Raw genomic sequence first — 23,779 nt, 5'->3', positions numbered from 1 at the left:
GTCGGCCTGACGCATGCTGCCCGTCGTTGCTCTCATCGGTCGCCCGAACGTCGGCAAGTCGACGATTTTCAATGCCATGACGCGCACGCGCGATGCGCTGGTGGCCGATTTGCCCGGGGTGACGCGCGATCGGCACTACGGCGTCTGCCGCCTTGGCAGCCGCCCCTTCATGGTGGTCGACACCGGCGGGTTGTCCGGTCGCAGTAATGAGATGGACGAGCTGACCGCGCAACAAGTGCGGCTTGCCATCGTCGAGGCCGACGCGCTGCTGCTGGTACTGGATGCACGCGAGGGCCTGTTGCCGCACGACCGCAGCATCCTTGATGAGCTGCGGCGCAGCGGCAAACCCATCGTGGTGGCCGTCAACAAGATCGACGGGCTCGATGAGCACACCGCGCTTGCCGACTTTGCCGCGCTTGGCATGGCGCACACGCTGCCGCTTTCCGCGGCCCACAACCGCGGCATCGACGCTGCCATTGCCGCATTGTTGCCGTTGCTGCCGGAAGACGTCGACGCCGAGGCGCTGGTGGCCGATGACGACAGCATTCGGGTGGCCATCGTGGGGCGCCCCAATGCCGGCAAGTCGACCTTGGTCAATCGTCTGCTTGGCGAGGACCGGCTGGTGGTTTCCGCTACCGCCGGCACCACGCGCGACCCGATCCGGGTGGCACTGGAACGCGATGGCCGGCGCTACACCCTGATCGACACCGCCGGCGTACGGCGCCGTGCCCGGGTCGAGGAAGCGGTCGAGAAATTCAGCGTCATCAAGGCACTGCAATCAATCAGCGCAGCGCAGGTGGTGGTCCTCCTGGTGGATGCGCGCGAGAACCTTGCCGAGCAGGATCTGACCCTCATCAGCCAAGTGCTGGACGAAGGCCGTGCGCTGGTGATCGCGCTCAACAAGTGGGACGGCCTCGACACTTACCAGCGCGAGCAATGCCGCGAGGCACTGTCGCGGCGCCTGCAGTTTGTCGAATGGGCGCGCCAGGTGACAATCTCGGCGCTGCACGGCTCCGGCCTGCGCGAGCTGATGTCTGCCGTCGTGCGTGCCCATGCGTCGGCGAACTACCAGCTCGGCTCCGCCGACTTGACGCGCACGCTGGAAAAGGCCTATCAGGCGTACCAGCCGCCGCTGGTGCGCGGCCACGCGCCGAAGCTGCGGTTCGCGCACCCAGGCGGCAGCAACCCGCCCACCATCGTGATCCACGGTACCCGCACCAAACACATTGCGCCCGCCTATCAGCGCTATCTCGAAAACTACTTCCGCAAGCGCTACAAGCTGGAAGGCACACCGATCCGCATTCTGTTCCGCGAGGGCGAAAACCCGTTTGCGGGCAGGAAGAACGTGTTGACCGAAGGCCAGCAGCGCAAACGGCAGCGGATGATCCGCGAAATCAAGCGGCGCGAGAAGTAACCAACCGCATCAGTCGGCGAGATCGCCCGGCAACAGGCCGTATACCGCTGCGTCGTGCGCCCGGTTCCACGCCCACAATCGGTGCCGCGCAACGCCTTCATGCCGCGCGCCAAGCTTGACCGCGACGCGCCTGCTGGCGAGGTTGTCCGTCAGGGTGACTATCTCGATGCGCGCCAAACCCAGCTCGCGAAAACCGAATGCCGCGACCAACTGTGCGGCAGCGGTCGCGGTGCCGCGACCTTGTGCCGCACTGCGCACCCAGTAGCCGAGGTTGGCGAGGCAGTGCTTGTGGTCGAGCTGGTTGAGGCCGCAACTGCCCAGCAAGGCGCCGCCGTCCACGGCGCGGATGGCGAACGCATACGCCGCGCCGACGCGCCACTGCGCGCGGCAAGTGGCAACCCATTGCTCGGCTTGCGTCGGCCCGTAGTCGGGTGTGCACCACGGCAGCCAGTGCCCCACGCCGGCGACCGACTCCCGCACCGCCGCCAGCAGATCCTGCGCATCGGCCAGCGCCCATGGCGTCAGCCGCACCGTGGAGTCGCAAAGCCGCGTTGCGGCAAGGGCGGATCGCTCTGACATGGACGTCCGTTTGTATGCGGTGGATCGAGCCACGATAATGGCGCGTCCATTGCTACGGAATCCCCCATGACGGCACGCATCCTCGACGGCAAGCGCATTGCGGGCGAATTGCTGGAGCGCGTCGGCGCGCGCGTGGCCTTGCGCACCGGCCGCGGACTCGCGGCGCCGGGGCTGGCGGTGGTGCTGGTCGGCAGCGATGCCGCTTCGGCGGTGTACGTGCGCAACAAGCGCAAGGCGTGCCACCAGGTGGGATTCCGTTCGTTCGATTTCGACTTGCCGGCGAGCGTGAGCCAGGCTGAGCTGATCGCGCTGATCGACCGCCTGAACGCCGACCCCGAAGTGCATGGCATCCTGGTGCAGTCGCCGCTGCCGGACCATATCGACGAGGACGCGCTGGTCGATCGCATCGACCCCAACAAGGACGTCGATGGTTTCCAGGCAATCAACGTCGGACGCCTCGCCCTGCGCCGGTTCGGCCTGCGCCCGTGTACCCCCAAAGGCGTGATGACGCTGCTCGGCCACACCGATCGTCCGGTGCGCGGGCAGCATGCGGTGATCGTCGGCGTCTCCAACCATGTTGGCCGACCGCTGGCGCTGGAGTTGCTGATCGCCGGTTGCACCACCACCTGTTGTCATCGCTTCACGCGGGACCTCGACGGCTTCGTCCGCCAGGGCGATATCGTCATCGTTGCCGCCGGCAAGGCTGGGCTGGTCAAGGGCGAATGGATCAAGCCCGGCGCGGTGGTGATCGACGTCGGCATCAATCGGCTGGCCGATGGCCACCTCGTTGGCGACGTGGAGTTTGCCGTGGCGGCCGAACGCGCAAGCTGGATTACGCCGGTACCCGGCGGCGTGGGCCCGATGACGGTGGCAACGCTGATGGAAAACACGCTCGAAGCCGCCAACGCGCGCGACGGCGTCTGAGCTGCGCGGCGTTCGTTCAGCGCCTTCGCTGGCAGCGATCATGCTGCGCCGCGTATAATTCTTTCTTTGCAGCGGGGCAAACCATGCGCATTCTCGCCGAGGCTCTCACCTACGACGACGTCTTTCTCGTCCCGGGCCATTCCACCGTGTTGCCGCGCGATGTGGATACCTCCACCCGGTTTACCCGCGGCCTGCGGCTGAACATTCCGATCGTTTCCGCCGCGATGGATACGGTGACCGAGGCGCGACTCGCCATCACCATGGCGCAGCAAGGTGGCATCGGCATCATCCACAAGAACATGTCGTTCGAACAGCAGGCTGCCGAAGTGCGGCTGGTGAAAAAGTTCGAGGCCGGTGTCATCCGCAACCCGTTCAGCGTGGGCCCGGAGACCTCGATCCGCGACGTGCTCAAGCTCACCCATTCGCACAACATTTCCGGCGTGCCGGTAGTCGACGGCGAGAAGCTCGTCGGCATCGTCACCAGCCGCGACATGCGCTTCGAGCGCAAGCCGGACGACCCGGTGCGCAACATCATGACCCGGCAGGACAAGCTGGTCACCGTGAAAGAAGGCACCAGCCAGGACGAGGTGCTTGAATTGCTGCACCGCCACCGCATCGAAAAGGTGCTGGTGGTCAACGACGCCTTCCAGTTGCGCGGCCTGATCACGGTAAAGGACATCCAGAAGGCGCGCGACAACCCGCATTCGGCGAAGGACAAGAACGGTGCGCTGCTGGTCGGCGCGGCGGTCGGCGTGGGCGGTGATACCGAGCGCCGCGTCGAAGCGTTGATCGACGCCGGCGTGGACGTGCTGGTAGTCGACACCGCCCACGGCCATTCGCAGGGCGTGATCGATCGCGTGGCGTGGGTGCGCAAGCATTTTCCGCAGGTGCAGCTCATCGCCGGCAACATTGTCACCGGCGACGCGGCGTTGGCGCTGCGCGATGCGGGCGCCGACGCGGTCAAGGTCGGCGTCGGCCCCGGTTCGATCTGCACCACGCGCGTGGTCGCGGGCGTCGGCGTGCCGCAGATCACCGCAGTGGACATGGTGGCCAGCGCGCTCAAGGATGACATCCCCGTGATCGCCGATGGCGGCATCCGCTACTCGGGCGACATCCCCAAGGCGCTCGCCGCCGGTGCGTCCACCGTCATGCTCGGCTCGATGTTCGCCGGCACCGAAGAGTGCCCGGGGGAGGTCGAACTGTTCCAGGGGCGCTCGTACAAGAGCTATCGCGGCATGGGCTCGATCGCCGCCATGCAGCTCGGTTCGAAGGATCGCTACTTCCAGGACGACGAACCCGACGCCGACAAGCTGGTGCCCGAGGGCATCGAAGGCCGCGTGCCGTATCGCGGTCCGCTGCGCAACATCATCCACCAGTTGATCGGCGGCCTGCGTGCGTCGATGGGGTATCTCGGTGCGGCCACGATCGAGGACGTGCGCAAGAAGGCGCAGTTCGTGAAGGTCACCTCGGCCGGCATCACCGAGGCCCACCCGCACGACATCCAGATCACCAAGGAAGCGCCGAACTATCGGTTGAATTCGTAAGAGCCGGGATTGGGGAATAGGGATACGGAAATCGGAAGGGCAACAGCGCTGTCCGGCACACTATTCGGTCCCGCGGTAGCGGCTTTTCCTATTCCCCATTCTCGATTTCCTGTTCCCTGCGAGAATGCCATGCCCGTTTCCCGAATCCCGTCCCCCGAATCCCGGTTACAGCACCACCGCATCCTGATCCTCGATTTCGGCGCGCAGTACACACAGCTCATCGCACGGCGGATACGCGAGTTCGGGGTGTATTGCGAGATCTGGGCGTGGGACCACGACCCGGCAGAGATCGCGGCGTTTGCGCCCAAGGGCATCATTCTTTCCGGCGGGCCGGAGTCGACGACCGAGGCGAACGCGCCGCGCGCGCCGCAGGCGGTGTTCGACGCGGGGGTGCCGCTGCTCGGCATTTGCTACGGCATGCAAACCATGGCGGCGCAGCTGGGCGGCGCCACCGAGGCTTCTGGCCATCGCGAGTTCGGCCACGCCCGTGTCGACGTCGCCGCGGAAAGCCAACTGTTCCATGGCTTCACCGACCACACGGGCTGCGCGCGACTCGACGTGTGGATGAGTCACGGCGACCACGTGTCGCAGGCACCGCCCGGGTTCGCCGTCACCGGCACGACCGACCGCATTCCCATCGCGGCGATGGAAGACGCTGCGCGGCATTGGTACGGCGTGCAGTTCCATCCCGAGGTCACCCACACCAAGCAGGGCGGAGCGTTGCTCAAGCGCTTCGTGGTCGAGATCTGCGGTTGCGCCACGCTGTGGACGGCGGCCAACATCATCGACGACCAGATCGCCCGCGTGCGGCAAACCGTCGGCGACGACCAGGTGCTGCTCGGTCTCTCCGGTGGCGTCGATTCCTCGGTGGTTGCCGCGCTGTTGCACAAGGCTATCGGCGACCGCCTGACCTGCGTGTTCGTCGACACCGGCCTGCTGCGCTATCAGGAAGGCGACCAGGTGATGGCGACGATGGCCGCCAACATGGGGGTCAAGGTGGTGCGCGTCAACGCCGCCGCGCGCTACTTTACCGCGCTCAAGGGCGTGACCGACCCCGAGGCCAAGCGCAAGATCATCGGCGGCCTGTTTGTCGAGATCTTCGACGAGGAATCACGCAAGCTTGTCGCTGGCGGCGGCAAGGTGAAATGGCTCGCGCAGGGCACGATTTATCCCGACGTGATCGAGTCGGCCGGTGCCAAGACCGGCAAGGCACATGTCATCAAGAGCCACCACAACGTGGGCGGCCTGCCGGCGCACATGCAGCTCAAGCTGGTCGAGCCGTTGCGCGAACTGTTCAAGGACGAGGTACGCCGCATCGGCGTCGAACTCGGCCTGCCGCGCGAGATGGTCTACCGCCACCCGTTCCCCGGCCCCGGTCTCGGTGTGCGCATCCTGGGCGAGGTCAAGCCCGAATACGCCGAGCTGCTTGCGCAAGCCGACGCCATTTTCATCGACGAATTGCGCAAGGCGGCGCTGTACGATCAGGTCAGCCAGGCATTCGCCGTGTTCCTGCCGGTAAAGTCGGTGGGCGTGGTGGGCGACGCCCGCGCCTACGAGTGGGTGATTGCCTTGCGCGCGGTGGAGACCGTGGACTTCATGACCGCGCATTGGGCGCACCTGCCCTACGAGTTTCTCGGTGCGGTCTCCAACCGCATCATCAACGAGTTGCGCGGCGTCTCCCGCGTGGTCTACGACATCAGCGGCAAGCCGCCGGCGACGATCGAGTGGGAGTAGGGTCTGGCCAGTGCCTGTGGGCCGGGCTTCAGCCCGACTGCTTTTTGATGTCGGGCTGAAGCCCGACCTACATTGACATGATGGAAGCCGACTCGCCTTTCACCCCCGCCGACGAAACCCACATGCGCCGCGCGCTGCAACTGGCTGCGCATGCGCGTGATGCGGAAGGCGAAGTGCCGGTGGGCGCTGTGCTGGTACTCGACAGCGAGATCGTCGGCTTGGGGTGGAACCGCAACATCACCCTGCACGACCCCACGGCGCACGCGGAGATCATGGCGTTGCGCGCGGCCGGGGAGAAGCTCGGCAACCACCGCGTGGTCGGCGGCACGCTGTACGTCACGCTGGAGCCGTGCGCGATGTGCGCGATGGCCCTGATCCACGCGCGCGTGGGCCGGGTGGTGTACGGCGCAGCCGACCCCAAGACCGGGGCGGCTGGAAGCGTGTTCGACACCCTGGTCGACCCGCGGCACAACCATCGCGTCGACGTGCAGGGTGGCCTGCTGGCCGAGGAATCCTCCGCGTTGTTGCGTGCGTTTTTCCGCGCGCGACGCTAGGAATGCAGGCGGTAGAAGACGGGCAGGTAAGGCAAAGCCGTTTTGAGCCAGATTGAGTGACGGTTTGCCGGCCATCACGGTCGAAGACCAGCGCGGAAGATGGCCACAGCGGTGCAGCCGCAGCCGCTCGCGTGGTTGCCGCCGTGCTCCGGGTCGTCATACCTGTAGTGCGTCGCCGTCGCGCGCAACCAGGCGATACAGCACCGGCATCAGCAGCACGCCGATCACCAGGCGCGACAGCATGCCGCTCACGATCACCAGCGCGAACGGGCGCTGCGAGTCGGTGCCGACGCCGGTGGCGATGGCGGCCGGGAGCAGGCCGAGCGCGGCGACCAGCGCGGTCATCATGATCGGTCGCAAGCGCAGGATCGCGGCTTCGCGCGTGGCCTCATTGATGGTCATGCCGCGACCGCGCAGCTCATTGGCGCACGAGATGTAGACCACTGAGGTCAGCACCGACACGCCGAACAGCACGATGAAGCCGATGCCGGAGGAGACGGAGAACGGCGTGCCGGTGAGCCACAGCGCAAGTACCGCGCCCACCGGCGCGCTGAGCAGCACGCTGAGTACGGTGATGAACGGGAACTTGAAATTGCCGTACAGCACGAACAGCAACCCGAAGATCAGTAGGACGGTGACCGGCAAAATCAGGTTCATCTGCGCACGCGAGGCGGTGTACTCCTTGTATTCGCCACCCCAGTCGATGCGGTAGCCCTGCGGCAGTTTCACCGCCTTGGCCACCTCGCGCATGCCGGCATGCACGGTGCTGGCGAGGTCGCGTCCGCTCACCGAAAACTGCACGCCGATGTAGCGCGAGTTGTCTTCGCGGTAGATGAAGGAGGCGCCGTTGGCGATGGTGATCGACGCCAGCTGCTTGAGCGGAATCTCCTGCCCGCCCGGCGTCAGCACCGGGATATCGCCGATCGCCTGTGGGTTGTCGCGGTAGCGTTGCGCCAGACGCACGACGAGGTCGAATTGCTTTTCGCCTTGCACCACCTGAGTGGCAACGTCGCCGCCGATGGCCGCCTCGATCACGGCATTGACGTCGGCGACGTTCAGGCCGTAGCGCGCAATGGCCGCACGGTCGATCTTGATGGCGAGGTTGGGTTGGCCCAGCTCGTGCACCAGTGTCACGTCGGTGATGCCGGGCACGCGTTCCATGGCTGCCTTGATTGCCTTGCCCTTGTCCTGCAGGGTCTTGAGGTCGGGCCCGTAGATCTTCACCGCCAGCGAACTCTTGAGCCCTGTCTCGGCTTCGTCGACCGCATCCTCGGCCGGCTGGGTGTAGTTGAAGTCGATGCCAGGCAGCACGCGCAGCTGCTTGTCGATCGCGTCGATCAACGCCTGTTTGCTCGGGTACTTGCCGTCCCACTGCGAGTAGGGCTTCAAGCCGACAAGGAATTCCACGTTGAAGAAGCCGGTGGAATCGGTGCCGTCGTCGGGCCGGCCGAGTTCGGAGGTGACGGTGGTCACCACCGGGAACGAGCGCAGGATGGCGCGGATTTTCGGCGTGATCTCGGCGGCTTTCTGGTACGAGATGGTGTACGGCATGGTGGCGCGCACCCACAGCGCCCCCTCATCCAGGTGCGGCATGAATTCGGCACCGATGCGTGGCACCAGCAGCATGGCGAGGCCGAGCAAGGCGGTCGGAATCAGCACGGTGCGCCAACGCGCGGCGAAGCAGCGATCCAGCCAGCGCACGTACAACGCCTGCGTTTTCTCGAACCAGACATTGCGCCGCTCGCGCACGCCGCGGCGCATGAAGAGTGCACACAGCACCGGCAACAGCGTGAGCGTGACCAAAAGCGAGCCGACCAGTGCAAAGATCATGGTGTCGGCCATCGGCTTGAACAGCGTGCCGGAAGGCCCGGTGAGCACGTAGATCGGCAGGAAGCTGGCGACGATCACCGCCACCGCATACACCAGCGGGCGATCCACTTCCGAAGCCGCGGTGCGGATCACTTCGCGGATGTCGTAATCGGTGCCGTGGCGCTTCGCCAGCTCGCGGAAAATATTCTCGACCATGAAGATCGCGCCATCCACGAGGATGCCGAAATCCACCGCGCCGATCGAAAGCAGGTTGGCCGAGGCGCCTTGCAGCTGGATGCACGCAAAGGCGAACAAGAGCGCGAGCGGTATCGTCGCGGCGACGATCAGCCCGGCGCGCACGTCGTACAGGAAAAACACCAGCACCAGGATTACCAGCGCCATGCCCAGCAGCAGGTTGCGCTCGACCACGTGCGTGGTTTGCGCAATGAGGTCGCTGAGGTCGTAGAACGGATGGATCTTCACGTCCGGCGGCAGCAGGTGCGTATTGAGCTCGCGCGTTTCCGCCTCGACCCGGCGCAGCACGTCCTGGGTCTGTTGCCCGGTGAGCATCAGGATCACGCCCTCCACCGCGTCGTCCTTGCCCATGTAACCGAACTCGCCCAGCCGCGGCGCGATGCCGATGCGCACCGTGCCCACGTCTTTCACCAGCACCGGCGTGCCGGCGTGCACGGCGAGCACGATGTTGCCGATGTCCTGCAGGGTCTCGATGCGGCCCAGCCCGCGCACGTAGAAGAACTGGTCACCCTGGGTGTAGAAGCCGCCGCCGGCGTTGCCGTTGTTGGCACCGATGGCGGTTTCCACCTGCGCCACCGACAGGCCGTGCGCGGCGAGCTTCGCCGGGTCGAGTACCACCTGGTACTGCATGTCGCCGCCACCGAACGCGGAGTCGTCGGCCACCCCCGGCACCGAGCGGTATTGCGGTGCGATCACCCAGTCTTCCAGCGTTTTCAGCTCCATCGGCGAGCGGTCGGAGCTGGTCAGCACGTAGCGGTAGATCAGCCCCGACGGCGAGGACAGCGGCGAAATCGACGGCGCCACGCCGGTGGGCAGGCTGATGCCCGACAAGCGGTTGAACACGCGCTGGCGCGCCCAGTAGTTGTCGGTGCCGTCGGCGAACGTGAGTGTCACGTCGGATAGCCCGTAGAGCGAAAGCGAGCGTTTCACCGCAAGCTTGGGGATGCCATTCATCGCCAGCTCGACCGGAATCGTGATCAGCCGTTCGATCTCTTCGGCCGAGTGCCCTGGCCACTGGGTGATGATCTCCACCATCGGCGGCGAGAGGTCGGGATAGGCGTCCATCGGCAGGCGCTTGAGCGCCCACATGCCGGCACCAGCCACCAGCGCGGTGAGCAGCACGACCAGCAGGCGTTGCGCGAGCGCAAACGCGACAATGCGGTTGATGAGGGACGGCGTGTGCGCCGTTTGCGCCGGCTCGCTCATTGGGTCTGGATGAAGCGCACGAAGATGCCGCCTTCGGCGACGACCTGGTCACCGGAATGCAGGCCGTCGGCGATCAGGTAGCGGTCGCCATCGCGCTCGCCCAGCGTCACTGGGCGCCGCGCATAACCGCCGTCGGCGTTGCGCAGGTACACGAACGGCAGGTTTTCGTCGTCGCGCAGCACGGCACCCACCGGCACCTGCAACCCGCGCTGCGCCTGCGCAGAGACGAGCTGCACCTGCACGTACATGTGGCGTTTGAGCAGGCCTGCCGCGTTGTCCACCACGACGCGCGCCACCGCCGCGCGAGTGTCGGGGTCAAGCCCCGGCGAGACATTGGCGACGATGCCATCGAGCGTCTTGCCGTCGACGGTGACGCGTGCACGGTCGCCTGCTTTCACGCGTGCGAGATCGCGCCCGTATACCTGGGCCATCACCCAAGCCTTTGCCACGTCGGCAAGAGTGAAACAGGGCGTGCTGCCGGCGGACAGCAGCTGGCCCGGCGTGACAGAGCGCTCGACCACGGTGCCGGCCAGGGGCGCGCGGATGATGCCCTGATCGCCCGCCGCAGCATCACCACGCTCGATCCGGGCCAGGACCGCCGGCGGCACGTGCATTGCGATGAGCGTCGCGCGTGCCGCATCACGATCCGACGCTGCGCCGATCGCATCGGACTGTGCCTGCGTGTTTTCGCGTTGCGAGATTGCATCGTGCGCAAACAAGTCCTTGTCGGTCGCGGCCAATTGGGCCGCCGCGTGCGCGGCCGCCAGCGTCTTGCGATAGGTTTCCGCGGCAGCGGCGTAATCGGGCGAGGCGACCGTTGCCAGCGGCTGGCCGGCTTGCACGTGATCGCCGAGTGCTACCAGCACCTTGACGACTGCGCCGGAGAAGGGCGCGAGCACTGCCGTCGAGTGATCGTGGTCGTAGTCGACGGTGCCGGTGGTGTCGGTCACGGTGCGATAGGTGGATGGCTCCACCGTGTACAGCCGAATGCTTTGCTGTTGTGCCGAAGTCAGGGTGACATCGTGCGGCGTCGTATCGCCGGCGGCCGTGGGCGCAGGCGATGAGGAGCAGGCAGCCAGCATGGCCGCTGCGGTCGCGACCAGCAGGGGCATGCACCAGCGCAGGGGGAACGGAGAACGCAACTTGGGCTTGTTCATGTCACGGTTTGGCCAGGTCGGGGTGGTGCCACCAGCCGCCGCCAAGCGCCTGGTACAGCGCGGCGGTGTCCGCCAGGCGATTGGCGCGCGCCTGGATCGACGCAATGCGCGTTTGCTGCCAAGCCTGTTCCGCATTCAGCAGCGCAAGGTTGTCGGCGTAGCCATCGCGCTGCTGGCGTTGTGCCAAATTGCGCGAGCGCTCGGCAGCCTGTTCGGCGCGGGTGGTCGCCATCACGGCGCCGGCGTCGGCATCCAGCGCCGCCAGCGCATCCGCCACATTCTGGAACGCGCCCAGCACCGTGCTGCGGTACTGCGCGGCGGCTTCGGCATAGGCGGCTTTTGCCGCGCGTTGCTGATGCAACAGCGTGCCGCCCTGGAACACCGGCGCCACCAGCGAAGTACCGAAATCCCAGAACCCGGTGCCTGCCGTGAACAGTTTGGAGAACGCGAGCGCCGTGCTGCCGGTATCCGCGCTCAAGGTCAGACTCGGCAGCCGCGCGGCGGTGGCGATGCCGACTTGTGCGCTGGCGGCGTGCAGGTTGGCCTCGGCCTGGCGCACGTCCGGCCGTTGTGCCACCAGGGCGGAGGGCAGGGAGACCGGCAGATTTTCGGGTAGCTGCAGGGCGTTGAGCGTCACCGATGGTGCGGATGACGGCGACGGGAAGTGCCCGGTCAGCATGGCCAGTGCATCGCGCGTCTGCGCCTGTTGTTTCCTCAGCGGCGGCAAGCCCGCCTTGAGTTGTGCAAGCTGGGTCTCCTGTGCGGCCACGTCGGCACCGCTCGCGTAACCCTTGCGCAGGCGAAGTTGCGTGATGTCGAGCATCTGCGTGCCGGCGTCGATCACGTGCTGCGTGGCATCGATTTGCGCATTCAGCGAAGCAAGCTGGATCGCGGTCACCGCGACGTTGGACGCCAACGTGTTCCACACCGCAATCATCTGGAACCGGGCTGCCTGCGTCTGCGCCGCCAGCGATTCGGCGCCGCGCCGCGTGGCGCCAAACACATCCGGCGCATACGACACGGACAGTTGCGGCGTAAACAGGTTGTACTCGAACGTGTTCGAATTGGGCACCGGCGCGAGCGTGCCCGCCTGGCGCTGGCGGCTTGCCGCCAGACTCACCGACACACTCGGCAAAAATGCCCCGCGCTGTGCCAACGCATTCTCGTTCGCCACGCGCAACGCGGCTTGCGCCGCCTTGAGGTCCGGGTTGTGCGCCAGTGCCTGCGCGATCAGCGCATCCAGTTGTGGCGAATGGAACAGCGTCCACCAGTCGCCCGAAACCTCGGCACCCGGCACGAAGCGCTGCGCGCCGTCCGCACTCGCAGGCACCGCCAGGGTTGCCTTTGGCGACGCTGGTTGGTGATAGGCAGGGCCGACGGCGCAGGCGGAAAGCAACAAGGCGCACGGCAGGGTCGCCAACGCCACTCGTGCGGCACGCTTACGCAGCATTGGCAGGCAAACCATGGTGAGTCCCTGTTGCTTCCCCCGGTGCGTCAGATGGCAACGCGCCAGCACATCCTGGACACGATAAATGGACGCCATGAACGGCATGTCACCACGAGAACTTGCGCGTCAGTATGCGCTGGTGCGATGCCGGTTATCGGTGTATGGAAACGCCGCAGCGCCATCTCTTGGCACTTGCAGAGCGTTGGTTTGAAGCCGATGGCCAGCCGGCCAAATCAGGCATGCCAACGGTTGCCGCCGTTGAGCCATGCTATGGCGCTTGTCGCGTGGCAGTCACTGCTGCTGCCGCATTTTTCCAGGCGCTCAAGTCCCGGACGCCCCTGATGCAGCGAGCTCTTGCAAGGCCTGCTCGAAGACTTCCGGTGGCTGCCCGCCGGGGATCAGGTGGGCGCCGTTGACGATGGTGGCCGGGACGGAATGGATGCCGGCTTGCTGATAGCGCTGCTCCTGGGCACGCACGTCGTCGGCGTAGGCGCCCGTTTCGAGCACGCCACGGGCCGCATCCGCATCAAGGCCGACGGCGTTGACGATACGGAGGAGCACCTCGGGATCGGAGACGTTTTCGCCATCGCTGAAATAGGCGCGGAACAGCGCCTGTTTCAGCGCCAGCGCACGGGCATTGTCGCCAAGGCTCGCCCAGTGCAGCAGGCGGTGGGCATCGAAAGTGTTCCACACGCGGCTGCCGTGATGCACGTTGTAGGCGAAGCCAAGCGCCGCGGCGCGCTCGCGGATGGCGTCGCGGTTGGCATCCATTTTTTTCTCGTCGATGCCGTACTTGCGCATGATGTGCTCGCCGGCGTCTTCGCCCTCGATCGGCATCTGCGGGCTCAGCTCGAACGGCTGCAGGTGGATGTCGGCGTGCACTTTGCCAGCGAGCTTCGCCAGCGCCCGTTGCAGGCTGGCAAATCCGATGGCGCACCACGGACAGGCAACGTCGGAGACGAAATCAATGCGCAGAGTGGCCGGCGTGGTCATGGGTGATCCGGTAGCAGTGGAGATCATCATGATGTGGTGGCGGTGGCGGGTATCTCAATCGGAGCCAAGGTCAAGTTCACTTCCTGGTGACCAGGCGGCCTGCGCAAACCATTGCGAAAGCAGACCAGCCCCTGTCCTCAGATGGCGTAGAACTGCGCAAGCTGCTGGTATACCGCAGGCAAGGTGGCGTGCAGTGCCTGCGGGGTTTCGAAGTAGGCCTCGCTGGCAACGGCGAAAAACTCGCCGGGGCTTTCCAGCGCGTAAGGGTCGAGCGGCAGGTCAAGGCCCAGGCGTTGATCCTCGTGCAACCCGTGCCATGCGGAGGCAAACACCTGTGACCAGACGTGCGGATCCATGCGGCGGGGCAAGGGCGGAAAGCCGTTGGCTTCGCCGTTGCGCATGTCCAGCTTGTGGGCCATTTCGTGGATCACGACGTTGTGGCCCGGCACCTGGCCGGTCTGATGCACGTCGGCAAGCGAGAGGATGACCGGGCCGCGTAGCCACGCCTCGCCCGCCAGCGCGTGGTGGCTGACGTGTTCCACGCCGGCCGCATCGACTTGCGTGCGACGTGGCACGAAGGCCTCCGGGTAGACGATGACACTGCGCCAGCCGGCGTACCAGTCGAGCCCGAGCGCGAGGATCGGCACGCAGGCATGGGTGGCAAGCAGTACACGGTCGGCGTCGCTGAGGACCAGCCCGGCTGCTGGCTCGATCGATTTGCGCTCGAGAAACAAGGTCACCAGCACGCGTAGTCGAGCCTGGTCAGCGGGGCCGAGTCGCTGCGCCGGCGCGCAATGCTGCAACGCGTAGCGCCACAGCGGCTCGGCAATCGCGCGCCGGGCGGCAATGCGCTGGTCGCGCCAGTGGCGGATTTTCTCGAGCATGGCTACCGCGGCATGGATCGGATGCCTGGAATGATCGGGGTGGCGACGGCTTTCTCAAGGCGGGCCTGCAGCGGCGCTGGCTGTGCCTGACGGATTGCGTGGTGGTTGACCGGCAAGACGGGGACGGCGCTCGGCAAGAGCGCGTGGCCGGCGATGAAAGCGCGCAGTACAGCATGGCGTTTGCGGCGCAAAGCCGCAAACGCCAGCTTGCGCGCGGCAAGGCGCAGGGCTGATGCGAGTCACGGGCACGTTGCGCCGCGACCATTAGGGTGGTGCTGGTTGGCGGCACGTGCAGGAGCCGCGCCATACTGGACGCGATGAAAAGACCGGTTGCCAGCACCAGCGATGCGGTGGGCGACGCGACGCCGCGTGCGCAGGCGTTGCAGCCGTATCGCGCGCCGAGCCTGGTGATGACGGCGGCCGAGTGGCACGCCATGGTGCTGGAGGATCCACAGTCCGATCCATTCTGGCCGGAGTCGTGGCTGGGCACGCTTGATCCCTTGGCGAACCGGCGCGCCGAGCTGGGTGCCGAAGAACACGTGCCGTCCCCGGCCGGCTTGCTGGAGGACGGCGAAAAACGCGATTGAGCGCGGTTATTTCGTGCCTTGTCCCAGCCGCACGGTGAGTGATTGCGCGGCGGTGCCGACCGGACCGTGCACGTCGCTGAGCACGGTAAAGGTTTCGCCCAACCCGCTCGGGCCGAAGTTGACGCGGGTGTCGAAGCCGACCCAGCCGGCCTGCGGCTGGCGCAAAAAGTGGATGGTGAGGTCGACGTTGGCGAAGAAGGTGTGCCCGGGGTCTTCGCGCACCACGAGGCCGTTGGCGGTGTCCACCAGTTTGACGAAGCCGGCGGTGGGCGGGTCGACCTCGCCCGCCACGAGCGGGTAGGTTGTGCGCAGCCAACTGCGGCCGCGACCGGGGCGCGCGGTGGCTTCCTGATGGACTTCGAGCGCGTCGATGTAGCCGCCCGCCCAGACCTTGGAGAACGCCAGGCGCGGCATGCTTTCGGGCGGCGGCATGGCGTCCGATTCCAGTCCGGCGACGCTCGTGGTGTCGCTCGCCGCCAGCCGCCACACGCGGGCGCGGATGCTGACGCGCTCGCCGTGGCGCATGGTGGCTTCCACCAGCTCGATGGTGCGGCCGGGACGCACTACCTCGACGTCGATGGTGAACTCGCCCGAGTAAATCACCCCCAGCACGTCGAACGAGGCGCGCGAGACCAGCTTGTCGCTCGGCAGGCGGCGTTCGATTTCCGCCAGCACCAGCCCCGAGGCAACCGCGAGGTGCTGCTCGCCCGGCTGCCAGGCACCCTGCGAGTGCAACGTGGAGGCGAGGCGGTCGGCGGCGAGACGCACGTAGTAGCCATCGGGTACGGGCGTGCCGTCGTGGCCGAGGTGCAGGTTTTCCGCGGTGGGCATGCTGGTTCCGGATCCAGGACAAGTTGCACAGCGTACTTCGCTTGCGCGGTGCGCCGGTTTCTGCTTGCGCCGGCCGACGCCAGCGCAAGCGCGCGGGTCACCAGCGATAGGCGAGGTTGGCGTACCAGTAGCGCCCGCTGAAGCCGAACGGCGAGCCTTCGGGGTAGGGCAGCAGGCCGTAGAAATTGTTGGTCGGCGTGCTGTGCTCGGGGTACACGTTGAACAGGTTGTTGGCACCCAGCGTGAGCGTCCAGTCGGCCAGCGTGTATGCGGCGGACACATCGGTGAGCGTGCGCGCCGCATAGGTCTGGTCGCCCGGCAGCACCGGCACCACGAAGGTGAACGCACCATAGCGCGTGGCCTGCGCGCGCAGCGTCCACGTCCCTTGTGTCCACGTCGCGGCAAGGAACGCCTTGTTGTGCGGACTGCCGACAGTGATGATGCCGGCCTCTTCGCGGCCGATCACCGGCAGCTCAAGCCCGGCAAGGCCAAGCTGCGGCGGGTTCGGGCGCACATGGCGAATGTCGGTCTTGTTGTGGTTGTAGCCGCCGGTGAATTTCAGCGTGCCGGTGGCCAGCGTCAGCGGCCAGGTGGCGACCAGATCGACACCGCGCGTGCGGGTGTTGACTGCATTGGTGAAGAACCGCCCGCCGCTCACGAACGGAATGCCGACCGAGGTGAGGTAGTTCTCCACCGCCGGCCCGGTGAGGTCTTCGCTCAGGATGATGCGGTCGTTGATGTCCACCTGGTAGAAATCGAGCGTGGCATACGGGCCGAAGCCCGGCGTGAACACGAAACCGACGCTGTAGTTGCGCGAGCGCTCCGGCTTCAGCGGCTGCGCGCCGAGCGCGATGGCCGCCGGGTCGGACACCGGGAAGGTGCGCACCGTGGTCAGGCTCTGGTGGCCCGAGCTGGCGTTGATGATGTCGATCGCGGTGTCGGAGTAGTACTCCTGCTGCAGCGAGGGCGCGCGGAAGCCGGTGGACGCCGTGGCGCGCACGGCCAGCATCGGCGTGATCGCGTAGCGGCCGGAGAGCTTCCACGAGTCGGTGTTGCCGAAATCGCTGTAGTGCTCGCGGCGCACGGCGAGGCCGGCGGACAGCTTGTCGGTGAAATCGGTTTCCAGATCGACGTAGCCGGCCTGGTTGTGGCGGCTGTGCGAACCGGCATCCTCGGGGCGGTAGCCGGGGAACACTTGCGCACCGGCACCGGCGTAGGAAGCCGGGTCGCCCGGCTTGATCGCAAAGGTTTCCTCGCGCGCGATGAGCCCCCACGCGACGCTCAGCGCGTGCTGCCACGGCATGTCGAAATCGCGGTCGAAATCGGCGCTGAGCTGGTTCTGGCGCAGCGTCAGCGTGCCGATGTAGAACGCGGTGGGCGAGTCGGCGCCGAGCGCGTAGTTGAAGGTGTTGGAGGTATGGAGCTTCCAGTGGTTGCCGCCGGTGGCGGCGCCGATGTCGTAGTGCCAGCCGGCGAACTCCCCGCGCACGCCGAGCTGCGAGCTGTCGTCGCGGATGGCGCTGTTCTCCACCGGCAAATAGCCGTCCGGATACACCGCCGCCGCGGTCGGGCTGGAGCCCTGGTATTGCGCCAGCCAGCGGAAGAAGCCGGGGGAATTCACCTTGCGCTGGTTGAACAGGCTGGCCACGTACAGCGTGGCGTGCTCGCCGAGCGGGTATTCGCCGTTGATCGCGGTCTGCTTGGCGATCTTTTTCGGCATGCCGTAGTGGAAATCCACCCGGCCGTAGCTGGGGTCGCCGGGCAGCAGCCAGTCCACGCCGGCGTGGTTGGTGGGATCGGCGTTCTGGTAGTTGGCCGCGATGCGCAGCCAGCCCGCGCCGAGCTTGAAGCCGGCATCGGCGCCGCCGTTCCAGGTGCCGCCCTGGCGGCCGGCCCACATGCCACGGGTGACGTTGACCGAGCCGTGCTCGGGGCCTTTTTTCAGGATGATGTTGATGACGCCCGCGATCGCGTCGGAGCCGTATTGCGCGGCGGCGCCGTCGCGCAGCACCTCGATGCGCTCGATGGCGTTGAGCGGAATCGCCGAGAGATCCACCGGCGAGGAGCCGCGCCCCATCACTTCCACGTTGTTGAGTACCGCGGTCGGGTGCTGGCGCTTGCCGTCGATCAGCACCAGCGTCTGGTCGGGCGAGAGGCCGCGCAGTTGCGCGGGCAGCGTGGCGTCGGTGGCGTCCGACAGCGTGGCCTGCGGGAAGTTGAACGACGGCAGCAGGACGTTCAGCGCACTCGGCAGGTCGCTGGCGCCGGTGGCGGCGAGGTCGCTCGGCGTCAGCACGTCGATCGGCGCGAGCGAGTCGCCTACGGTGCGATCCATGGCGCGGGTGCCGGTGACCACGACGGTTTGCAGGTTGGTAGCCCTGGCTGGCGCGGCATCCTGGGCGCGCAGGAGTGGGCTGGTGCCGAGCGCGCAGGCGACGGCGAGAGCCAGAGTGCTGACTCGAACGGACATGCGGGTTTCCTTGGTTGGCGATAGGGTGTGCGGCGTCGCGCCGGGGAACGCGCTCGCGCAAATCTGCGAAATGATACGGTCGTGGTGCCACTCATGGCGCTGACGCACATCATGGCGCGTATTCCATTCACGCGAATCTGCGGTTTACGCGGCTGAATGCGACGTGCACCGGATTTGCCCGGTATCATGCGTGGCTTGCATGGGTATCGACCGACGAGCACGCCGCATGCGACGCGTCGGAGGCTGTTTGCGCGGTTGATCCGCGCCCGTACGCAGGGGCAGCGCCAGGTGGAAACGGGAGCGGGCATCGCCGATGAGGAGAGCCAGCGTTCGCTGTGGCTCAGGCAGCTTTACGCCGGCTTGGCGGCGTATTTCGGGGTTGGGTTGGCACTGTGTCTGTACGTGGCCAGCACCTGGAGCAGCGCTCCCAACCGCGACGCGATCCTGCTGGTGACGCTGATCGGCCTTGCGCCGTCGCCGGTGATCCTGCGTTATCGCAAGGCGATCGTGAACGGGCGTTTCCGCGAGCCGTTTTTCATGGCCTGGAACGCGGCCTGCTACGTCATGATTCTGGTGATGACCACTCTGGATGGCGGCATTGCCAGCCCGATTGCCCTGCTGTGGTTTTTCCCCACGATCTACCTGTTGTTTGGCTACGCCCTGCGCGCCATCCTGTTTTGCGGCGCGTTTGGGGTGGCTACCTATCTGTTGTCGGCGTCGCTGTCGCCGGCTCCGGTTCCCTACAGCCTGTTTGCATTGCAGCTGATCCTGATCGGCGACGGTTTGATGCTGGTGTGGCTGGGCGCGCACTCGCGCGACCAGCGCGAACAGCGTGTGGCCTCGCTGCGCAAACAACTGGCGGCGCTGGCATCGACCGACGCCTTGACCGGGTGCTTGAATCAGCATGCGTTCGGGCGCGCGATTGCCGGCGCATTCGAGTCGGCTGTGGCGCCCAGCGACGTTGCGCTGCTCGCTTTTGACGTCGATCACTTCAAGCAGATCAACGACCGTCATGGCCACGTCGTGGGCGACGATGTGTTGCGGCAACTGGGCGCGTGCCTGCGCGGCCTGATTCGTCACGGTGACGTGGCGGGCCGGCTCGGTGGTGACGAGTTTGCGGTGTTGTGCCCGCATACGGGCGTGAACGATGCCATCCGGTTGGCCGAGCGCTTGCGCACGGGCGTGGCAAAGCTGCCGGTTGGCGTAACGCTCACCTTGAGCGTCGGCATATGCAGCCTGCACACGACGGCCGGGGACGCGGAAACCTTGCGCCGACGTGCGGATCGCGCGCTGTACGCCGCCAAGCGCCAGGGCCGCAACCGCTCGGTGTTGTTTGCCGTCAGCGATAACACCGACTGGGCGCCCGAAACCGCAACGTAAAGCGTGCTGGATGGTACGGCCCTGCGTTTGTGGAGTCGCTGGCCAGCGGTCATCCGCCAGAGACCGAGCTTGCAGGCGCGCGCCGCCGGGATGAATCCCGACCCACGGGTGTCGAGGTTTTTCGTGGGTCAGGCTTCAGCCCAACAGCGGGTCAGCGCTTGGCGGCCTTGATCTTGCCGCAGGCAATGGGCAAGGTGACGTTGGCCGGAATCGGCCCGAGCGAGGCCACGGTGGCAGGTAGTTTTTCGCTGGCCGGTACACCGTGGATGTAGACCACACGCTTGGTGAGGTCGAGCTTTTGCCCAGGGAACGCCTTGGCAAAGGCGGCGTCGAGCGCTTTGACCGACACCGTGGCGGTGTAGTGGTAATCGCCCTTGGCATCGGCCTTGGGATAAGTGCCGTGCGGCACATCCATGCCGGCTGGGTCGGTGGTGAACGGCACCATGGTGGTGCCCGAGGCCCTGTCGGTTTCCGTGACGTCGATGATGCCGTCCTTGTTGGCATCGTCGGCCATGGTCGCGCAGGTTGCCGCTTTGCCGTCGATGAAGCCGTGGAAATGTTGCCAGTGCTCGGTATCCGCCGGCGCGCCGTGCACGCGGATGTCGATCTTGAGCGCGTCGCCATCCAGCGCAAACTTCGCTTCCCCGGTGGTTTTCGCGTGCGTGACACTGGTGTTTAGCGGGTGCAGATGGGCAACGTCATGGGTGGTAGCCGCTTGCGCCGCTGCCGGCATGGTCAGCGCGACGGCGCCGGCGAGCGCGGCCGCGGTGCCGAGAGTGTGGAAGTGCATGGCAACTCCTTGCATGGGTGAAGGATGAGGCGTACGCCGGTCGCGGGTGTCGCCACCGGCGCACACGTCGCGGCATCATCGTCGTCGCGGCGTGAATCGCGCGTTGTTTCAGCGCTGGCCGGTGAGTGCTGCCGGCGCGTGAGACATGTACCACCGTGATCGCCCGTACCGACCGGCGCGAAGCAACCGGGAAGCCCGTCATGGGCAGGGAAGGGAGCCTTCAGGATGACCCCGGTCAGCGCCGGCAAGGGACTTCGGTTGCACACTATGGGGCAGGATTTTCTGGTCACCCAGCGGGGCAGGCATGCGCAGCTTTGACGATACCCGTGGCGAGTGCTGGCAGGCGGCGCTGCTGGAGGCCTCGTACGGAAACATCGCGCTGGTGTTCAGCCCGATGCGCGGCAGCGAAGTGCGCCAGACCCTGATGCTGGCCGAGACGTTGACCGAGGCGCAGGAGCAGTTGGCCGCGCTAGACGACGCCGGCTTGCGCCGCATGCTGGACGAGGCGCAACCCTGGGACGGCGGCAACCTGACCTGATTGACGGTTCAGGCGCCGTGCGCGCGCGCCCACTGCATGATGCCCAGTACCTGCAATGCGCCGGACTGCCGCGCTACTTCGCGCCCGCCACGAAATAGCGCAAGCGTGGGGATGCTGCGTATCGCGTAGCGTGCGCCCAGATCCTGCTGCGCCTCGGTGTCGACCTTCAGCAAGCGCAACTCCGGCTCGAGCTGGCGTGCCGCCTGTTCGAAATGCGGCGCCATCATCTGGCACGGGCCGCACCACGGCGCCCAGAAATCCACCAGTACCGGGATGTCATTGCGCGCAATGTGCTTGTCGAAAGCCGCGGCATCGACAGGCGTCGGTGCGCCGGCAAACAACGGCTGGTGGCAACTGCCGCATGCGGGCGCATCGCGCAGGCGTGCGGAGGCCACACGGTTCACGGCAAGGCAATGCGGGCAGACGAGATGCAGGGCGTCGTTCATCGCAAACGTGTCTTTGGCACCGCACGGACTGCGGCATCGTTCATGTGGGGGCGGCACAGCGCCGAATCAAAACCTCGCAGGCAGGCGTTGCCCGTTTGGCCCTGCCGGTTCCTTGCGGTGATGCCGTCAATGGGTGAGACAGACGCCGGTTTCGTGATGCCCGCAAGGCGGAATGCATCCCGGCGGTTTGCCCGCCAATGGCCGGTTCGGCTGTCACCGGGGCCTGCCCTGCGCTTGGTGGTGTATGACGGCCCGTGGCAGCGCCACGGGCCGTTTTGCTTCCGGGGCGCGAAGGTCAGGCTTCTTCGCTTGGATGCAACCGGTTGACGAGGTGCAGGGTGTTCTCGTCGGTGTGTTTCATCTCCTTGCCGCCCAGCGCCGCCAGCTTCAGCACCAGCGTTTGCGCGTAGTGCAGCGTGCCGTCCTCGTTGAACTTGAAGGTGCAGTCGAAGCCCTTGAGCTCGGCGCGTTCGGAGAGGTATTTGTTTTGCAGGATGCCGTAGTTGGGATCGCCCGGCGTGGCCTTGAATCTCAGGCTCTTGTCGCGCGGCTTCGCGGTACCGCCCGCGATCATCGCGATGCCGCGGCCAAACACCACCACGCGCATCACCTGCTTGGTGGCCGGCTCCCACAGGAGGTAACCCACCTCGTCGTGGAACGGGTCCATGGCTTCCTCGCCATGGCGCCACGCGGTCATCTTGTAGTTGAGGCCTTCCAGTGACTGCTTGCCGTTTTTGGTGACGGGGATCGGATGAAACCAGGCCTTCTCGAAATAGCTGGTCTGGGCCGTCTCATCGTCGTCGTTGTGGTAGGAGAGGTCGACGCCAACGTTGCCTTCCCAATCGCCTACCAGCGGCGTCAGCGGACCGAGCCGTTGCGGGCCGAGAATCTTTGCCATGACTACCCCTCCTCAGTGATTTGGACGGAGCCGTTACCGTAAACCCGCGTGTATCCGGCGCGCCAATTGGAAGAATGCATGACCGCCATTGAGCCGGCCCATGACGGTGCGCATGCCGCACGTGATTGCCGATGCTGGCGAACGGGTTGTGGATGGCGCGTGACCGCATGCGCCGCGCTGGTCCGGCACCTTGCATGGAGCCGGTCAAGTTACAGTCGTTGCCGCACGGGGGCGTCAGAAATAGTGTTCGGCTGGATAATTGCTGTAGAAGTCGTTGTCCCAACAGAAGTTGGTGAACGTCATGGTGACGCTGGCGGCAAGACCTTCGACGAAGTGCCACCAGCCGACCGGCAGGAACAGCAGGTCGCCTGGCTCGATCACGCATTCGAGCATCTGCACGCGGGCCATGTCGGGAAACTGCGCCAGGTCGATGTGGCGGCCATCCACCGGCGTAAAACAATGCCGGAAGTTGTACAGGTTCGGCAGCTCGCCAGTGGGGATGAGCAGCAGGCGCTTGCTGCCGATCACCTGCGCCATCAAGTTGTTGGTCAGGTCGTGGTGGGACGGCGTGATCGTGCCCTTGGGGCCGAACCAGAAGAAGCCACCGGGCTTGGCCGGGTCGAGATATTCCGGCAACGGAACGATGTCGTTCCACAGACCCGCCAGCGCCTGCCGGTTGGTGGAGTCGTTGTTGGCGGTCATGTAGAAATCGTTGCTGGCGTCGCTGGCGCGCACCAGATCGACGTAGTCGCCGAAGCGCATGCGCTTTTTATGCGCGATGCTGTTGAGCTCGTGGTTGGCGTCGGCGTTGCGGCCAAACTGCACCTCGACCTCGCGCTCGCCGTAGTGCTCGCGGAAATAATCGAAGTTCCAGCGTTGCATGGCCGGCCACGCGTCCAGCATGCCGGTAATGATGACCGGCCAGTTGGTGCGGTAGTGGCGGGCGAGAAAATCCTCGGCGCTGATGCGGTGGCAGTGCTCGACCGTGCTGGGCCGCAGGCAGTTGAGCTTGCGCTGCACGTCCAATGCCCAGTCGTGCTTGGCCAGCCGGCGTTTCAGGCGATCGGCGCCGCGCAGGTAGGGGCTGCGTGCGGCCGCATCCACTTCGGCGATCGCCATTGCCTGCGGCACGCCGTGGCGAATCAGGATTTGCGCCAGCGTGTTCGGGGGGCTGCCAAAGATGAGGTTTTCGGCAATCCACGCGCGCCAGGTGTCGTCGATCGTGGTGACGACAGCAGCGGAGGGTTGCGGGCTCATGCCTGGTTTTCCGGTCGGGATACCGGCACCGGCCGCCGGCGGCGAAGCTTCGCGAAGCTTGACGGTTGGACGGCTGCATCCT

General features: G+C 66.1%; 21 protein-coding genes. 9 read left to right on the top strand and 12 right to left on the bottom strand.

Translation table 11 applies throughout. From position 1 onward, the window contains the following. The first annotated feature begins 13 nt into the window (after positions 1 to 13). Complete coding sequence (gene der / locus AC3WP6_RS08680) at positions 14 to 1,414, top strand: ribosome biogenesis GTPase Der (protein WP_492627324.1); 1,401 nt, start codon at positions 14 to 16, stop codon at positions 1,412 to 1,414. Between the two features lie 9 nt (positions 1,415 to 1,423). Here der and AC3WP6_RS08675 read toward each other — a convergent pair whose 3' ends face one another. Then, on the bottom strand, positions 1,424 to 1,993 hold the full coding sequence (locus AC3WP6_RS08675) for a GNAT family N-acetyltransferase (RefSeq protein ID WP_492627323.1): 570 nt from the start codon (positions 1,991 to 1,993) through the stop codon (positions 1,424 to 1,426). 66 nt (positions 1,994 to 2,059) lie between these two features. Here AC3WP6_RS08675 and folD point away from each other — a divergent pair, with 66 nt between their 5' ends. The 4 genes from folD (at position 2,060) to tadA (ending at position 6,749) form a co-directional block, all read left to right on the top strand. Continuing rightward, positions 2,060 to 2,917, top strand: coding sequence for a bifunctional methylenetetrahydrofolate dehydrogenase/methenyltetrahydrofolate cyclohydrolase FolD (gene folD / locus AC3WP6_RS08670; protein WP_492627322.1), 858 nt, complete (start codon positions 2,060 to 2,062; stop codon positions 2,915 to 2,917). A gap of 83 nt (positions 2,918 to 3,000) precedes the next feature. Next, positions 3,001 to 4,461, top strand: coding sequence for an IMP dehydrogenase (gene guaB / locus AC3WP6_RS08665; protein ID WP_492627321.1), 1,461 nt, complete (start codon positions 3,001 to 3,003; stop codon positions 4,459 to 4,461). Between the two features lie 129 nt (positions 4,462 to 4,590). Next, positions 4,591 to 6,195, top strand: a complete 1,605-nt coding sequence (gene guaA / locus AC3WP6_RS08660) for a glutamine-hydrolyzing GMP synthase (protein WP_492627320.1) — start codon at positions 4,591 to 4,593, stop codon at positions 6,193 to 6,195. A 77-nt stretch (positions 6,196 to 6,272) separates the two neighbouring features. Continuing rightward, positions 6,273 to 6,749, top strand: a complete 477-nt coding sequence (tadA, locus tag AC3WP6_RS08655) for a tRNA adenosine(34) deaminase TadA (RefSeq protein WP_492627319.1) — start codon at positions 6,273 to 6,275, stop codon at positions 6,747 to 6,749. 156 nt (positions 6,750 to 6,905) lie between these two features. On the opposite strand, the gene AC3WP6_RS08650 is transcribed toward tadA, so the two are convergent. The 5 genes from AC3WP6_RS08650 to AC3WP6_RS08630 form a co-directional block, all read right to left on the bottom strand. Further along, the gene (locus AC3WP6_RS08650) at positions 6,906 to 10,019 is read right to left on the bottom strand and encodes an efflux RND transporter permease subunit (RefSeq protein ID WP_492627318.1); all 3,114 of its coding nucleotides are present in this window, start codon (positions 10,017 to 10,019) and stop codon (positions 6,906 to 6,908) included. Further along, a complete protein-coding gene (locus AC3WP6_RS08645) occupies positions 10,016 to 11,176 on the bottom strand; it encodes an efflux RND transporter periplasmic adaptor subunit (protein ID WP_492627317.1) in 1,161 nt (386 codons plus the stop codon). The genes AC3WP6_RS08650 and AC3WP6_RS08645 overlap by 4 nt, the downstream gene beginning before the upstream one ends. A gap of 1 nt (position 11,177) precedes the next feature. Continuing rightward, positions 11,178 to 12,626, bottom strand: coding sequence for an efflux transporter outer membrane subunit (locus AC3WP6_RS08640; RefSeq protein ID WP_492627316.1), 1,449 nt, complete (start codon positions 12,624 to 12,626; stop codon positions 11,178 to 11,180). Positions 12,627 to 12,944: 318 nt separating this feature from the next. Continuing rightward, positions 12,945 to 13,616, bottom strand: a complete 672-nt coding sequence (locus AC3WP6_RS08635) for a DsbA family oxidoreductase (protein WP_492627315.1) — start codon at positions 13,614 to 13,616, stop codon at positions 12,945 to 12,947. A gap of 137 nt (positions 13,617 to 13,753) precedes the next feature. Continuing rightward, positions 13,754 to 14,500 (bottom strand): M90 family metallopeptidase, encoded by a 747-nt coding sequence (locus tag AC3WP6_RS08630; protein WP_492627314.1) that lies wholly within the window; start codon positions 14,498 to 14,500, stop codon positions 13,754 to 13,756. Positions 14,501 to 14,601: 101 nt separating this feature from the next. On the opposite strand from AC3WP6_RS08630, the gene AC3WP6_RS08625 reads away from it, so the two are divergent. Together AC3WP6_RS08625 and AC3WP6_RS08620 are read left to right on the top strand one after the other, a co-directional pair. Then, positions 14,602 to 14,733 (top strand): hypothetical protein, encoded by a 132-nt coding sequence (locus AC3WP6_RS08625; RefSeq protein WP_492627313.1) that lies wholly within the window; start codon positions 14,602 to 14,604, stop codon positions 14,731 to 14,733. 84 nt (positions 14,734 to 14,817) lie between these two features. Next, positions 14,818 to 15,087, top strand: coding sequence for a hypothetical protein (locus AC3WP6_RS08620; protein WP_492627312.1), 270 nt, complete (start codon positions 14,818 to 14,820; stop codon positions 15,085 to 15,087). A gap of 6 nt (positions 15,088 to 15,093) precedes the next feature. Here the strand turns inward: AC3WP6_RS08620 and AC3WP6_RS08615 are convergent, their stop codons facing one another. Both AC3WP6_RS08615 and AC3WP6_RS08610 read right to left on the bottom strand, forming a co-directional pair. Beyond that, positions 15,094 to 15,918, bottom strand: coding sequence for a thioesterase family protein (locus AC3WP6_RS08615; protein ID WP_492627311.1), 825 nt, complete (start codon positions 15,916 to 15,918; stop codon positions 15,094 to 15,096). Positions 15,919 to 16,015: 97 nt separating this feature from the next. Next, positions 16,016 to 18,388 (bottom strand): TonB-dependent receptor plug domain-containing protein, encoded by a 2,373-nt coding sequence (locus AC3WP6_RS08610; RefSeq protein WP_492627310.1) that lies wholly within the window; start codon positions 18,386 to 18,388, stop codon positions 16,016 to 16,018. Between the two features lie 186 nt (positions 18,389 to 18,574). Between AC3WP6_RS08610 and AC3WP6_RS08605 the strand changes: the two genes are divergently transcribed. Beyond that, the gene (locus tag AC3WP6_RS08605) at positions 18,575 to 19,768 is read left to right on the top strand and encodes a GGDEF domain-containing protein (protein WP_492627309.1); all 1,194 of its coding nucleotides are present in this window, start codon (positions 18,575 to 18,577) and stop codon (positions 19,766 to 19,768) included. A 151-nt stretch (positions 19,769 to 19,919) separates the two neighbouring features. Here AC3WP6_RS08605 and AC3WP6_RS08600 read toward each other — a convergent pair whose 3' ends face one another. Continuing rightward, positions 19,920 to 20,558: a hypothetical protein gene (locus AC3WP6_RS08600; protein ID WP_492627308.1), complete on the bottom strand. Its 639-nt coding sequence runs from the start codon at positions 20,556 to 20,558 to the stop codon at positions 19,920 to 19,922. A gap of 304 nt (positions 20,559 to 20,862) precedes the next feature. Between AC3WP6_RS08600 and AC3WP6_RS08595 the strand changes: the two genes are divergently transcribed. Beyond that, the gene (locus AC3WP6_RS08595) at positions 20,863 to 21,096 is read left to right on the top strand and encodes a hypothetical protein (protein WP_492627307.1); all 234 of its coding nucleotides are present in this window, start codon (positions 20,863 to 20,865) and stop codon (positions 21,094 to 21,096) included. An 8-nt stretch (positions 21,097 to 21,104) separates the two neighbouring features. Here AC3WP6_RS08595 and trxC read toward each other — a convergent pair whose 3' ends face one another. The 3 genes from trxC to AC3WP6_RS08580 all read right to left on the bottom strand — a co-directional run bounded on the left by trxC (position 21,105) and on the right by AC3WP6_RS08580 (position 23,697). Continuing rightward, positions 21,105 to 21,542 carry a thioredoxin TrxC gene (gene trxC, locus AC3WP6_RS08590; protein WP_492627306.1) on the bottom strand — a complete coding sequence of 146 codons (438 nt, stop codon included), beginning with the start codon at positions 21,540 to 21,542 and terminating at the stop codon, positions 21,105 to 21,107. A 295-nt stretch (positions 21,543 to 21,837) separates the two neighbouring features. Then, a complete protein-coding gene (locus AC3WP6_RS08585; protein WP_492627305.1) occupies positions 21,838 to 22,440 on the bottom strand; it encodes a heme-binding beta-barrel domain-containing protein in 603 nt (200 codons plus the stop codon). 234 nt (positions 22,441 to 22,674) lie between these two features. Then, the gene (locus AC3WP6_RS08580; RefSeq protein ID WP_492627304.1) at positions 22,675 to 23,697 is read right to left on the bottom strand and encodes a cupin-like domain-containing protein; all 1,023 of its coding nucleotides are present in this window, start codon (positions 23,695 to 23,697) and stop codon (positions 22,675 to 22,677) included. Positions 23,698 to 23,779: the final 82 nt, after the last annotated feature.

Source organism: Rhodanobacter sp. FW106-HT46G03 (genome assembly GCF_058789895.1).
Note: the sequence above shows the minus strand (reverse complement) of the source record. Positions and strands in the feature narration are given on the sequence as shown.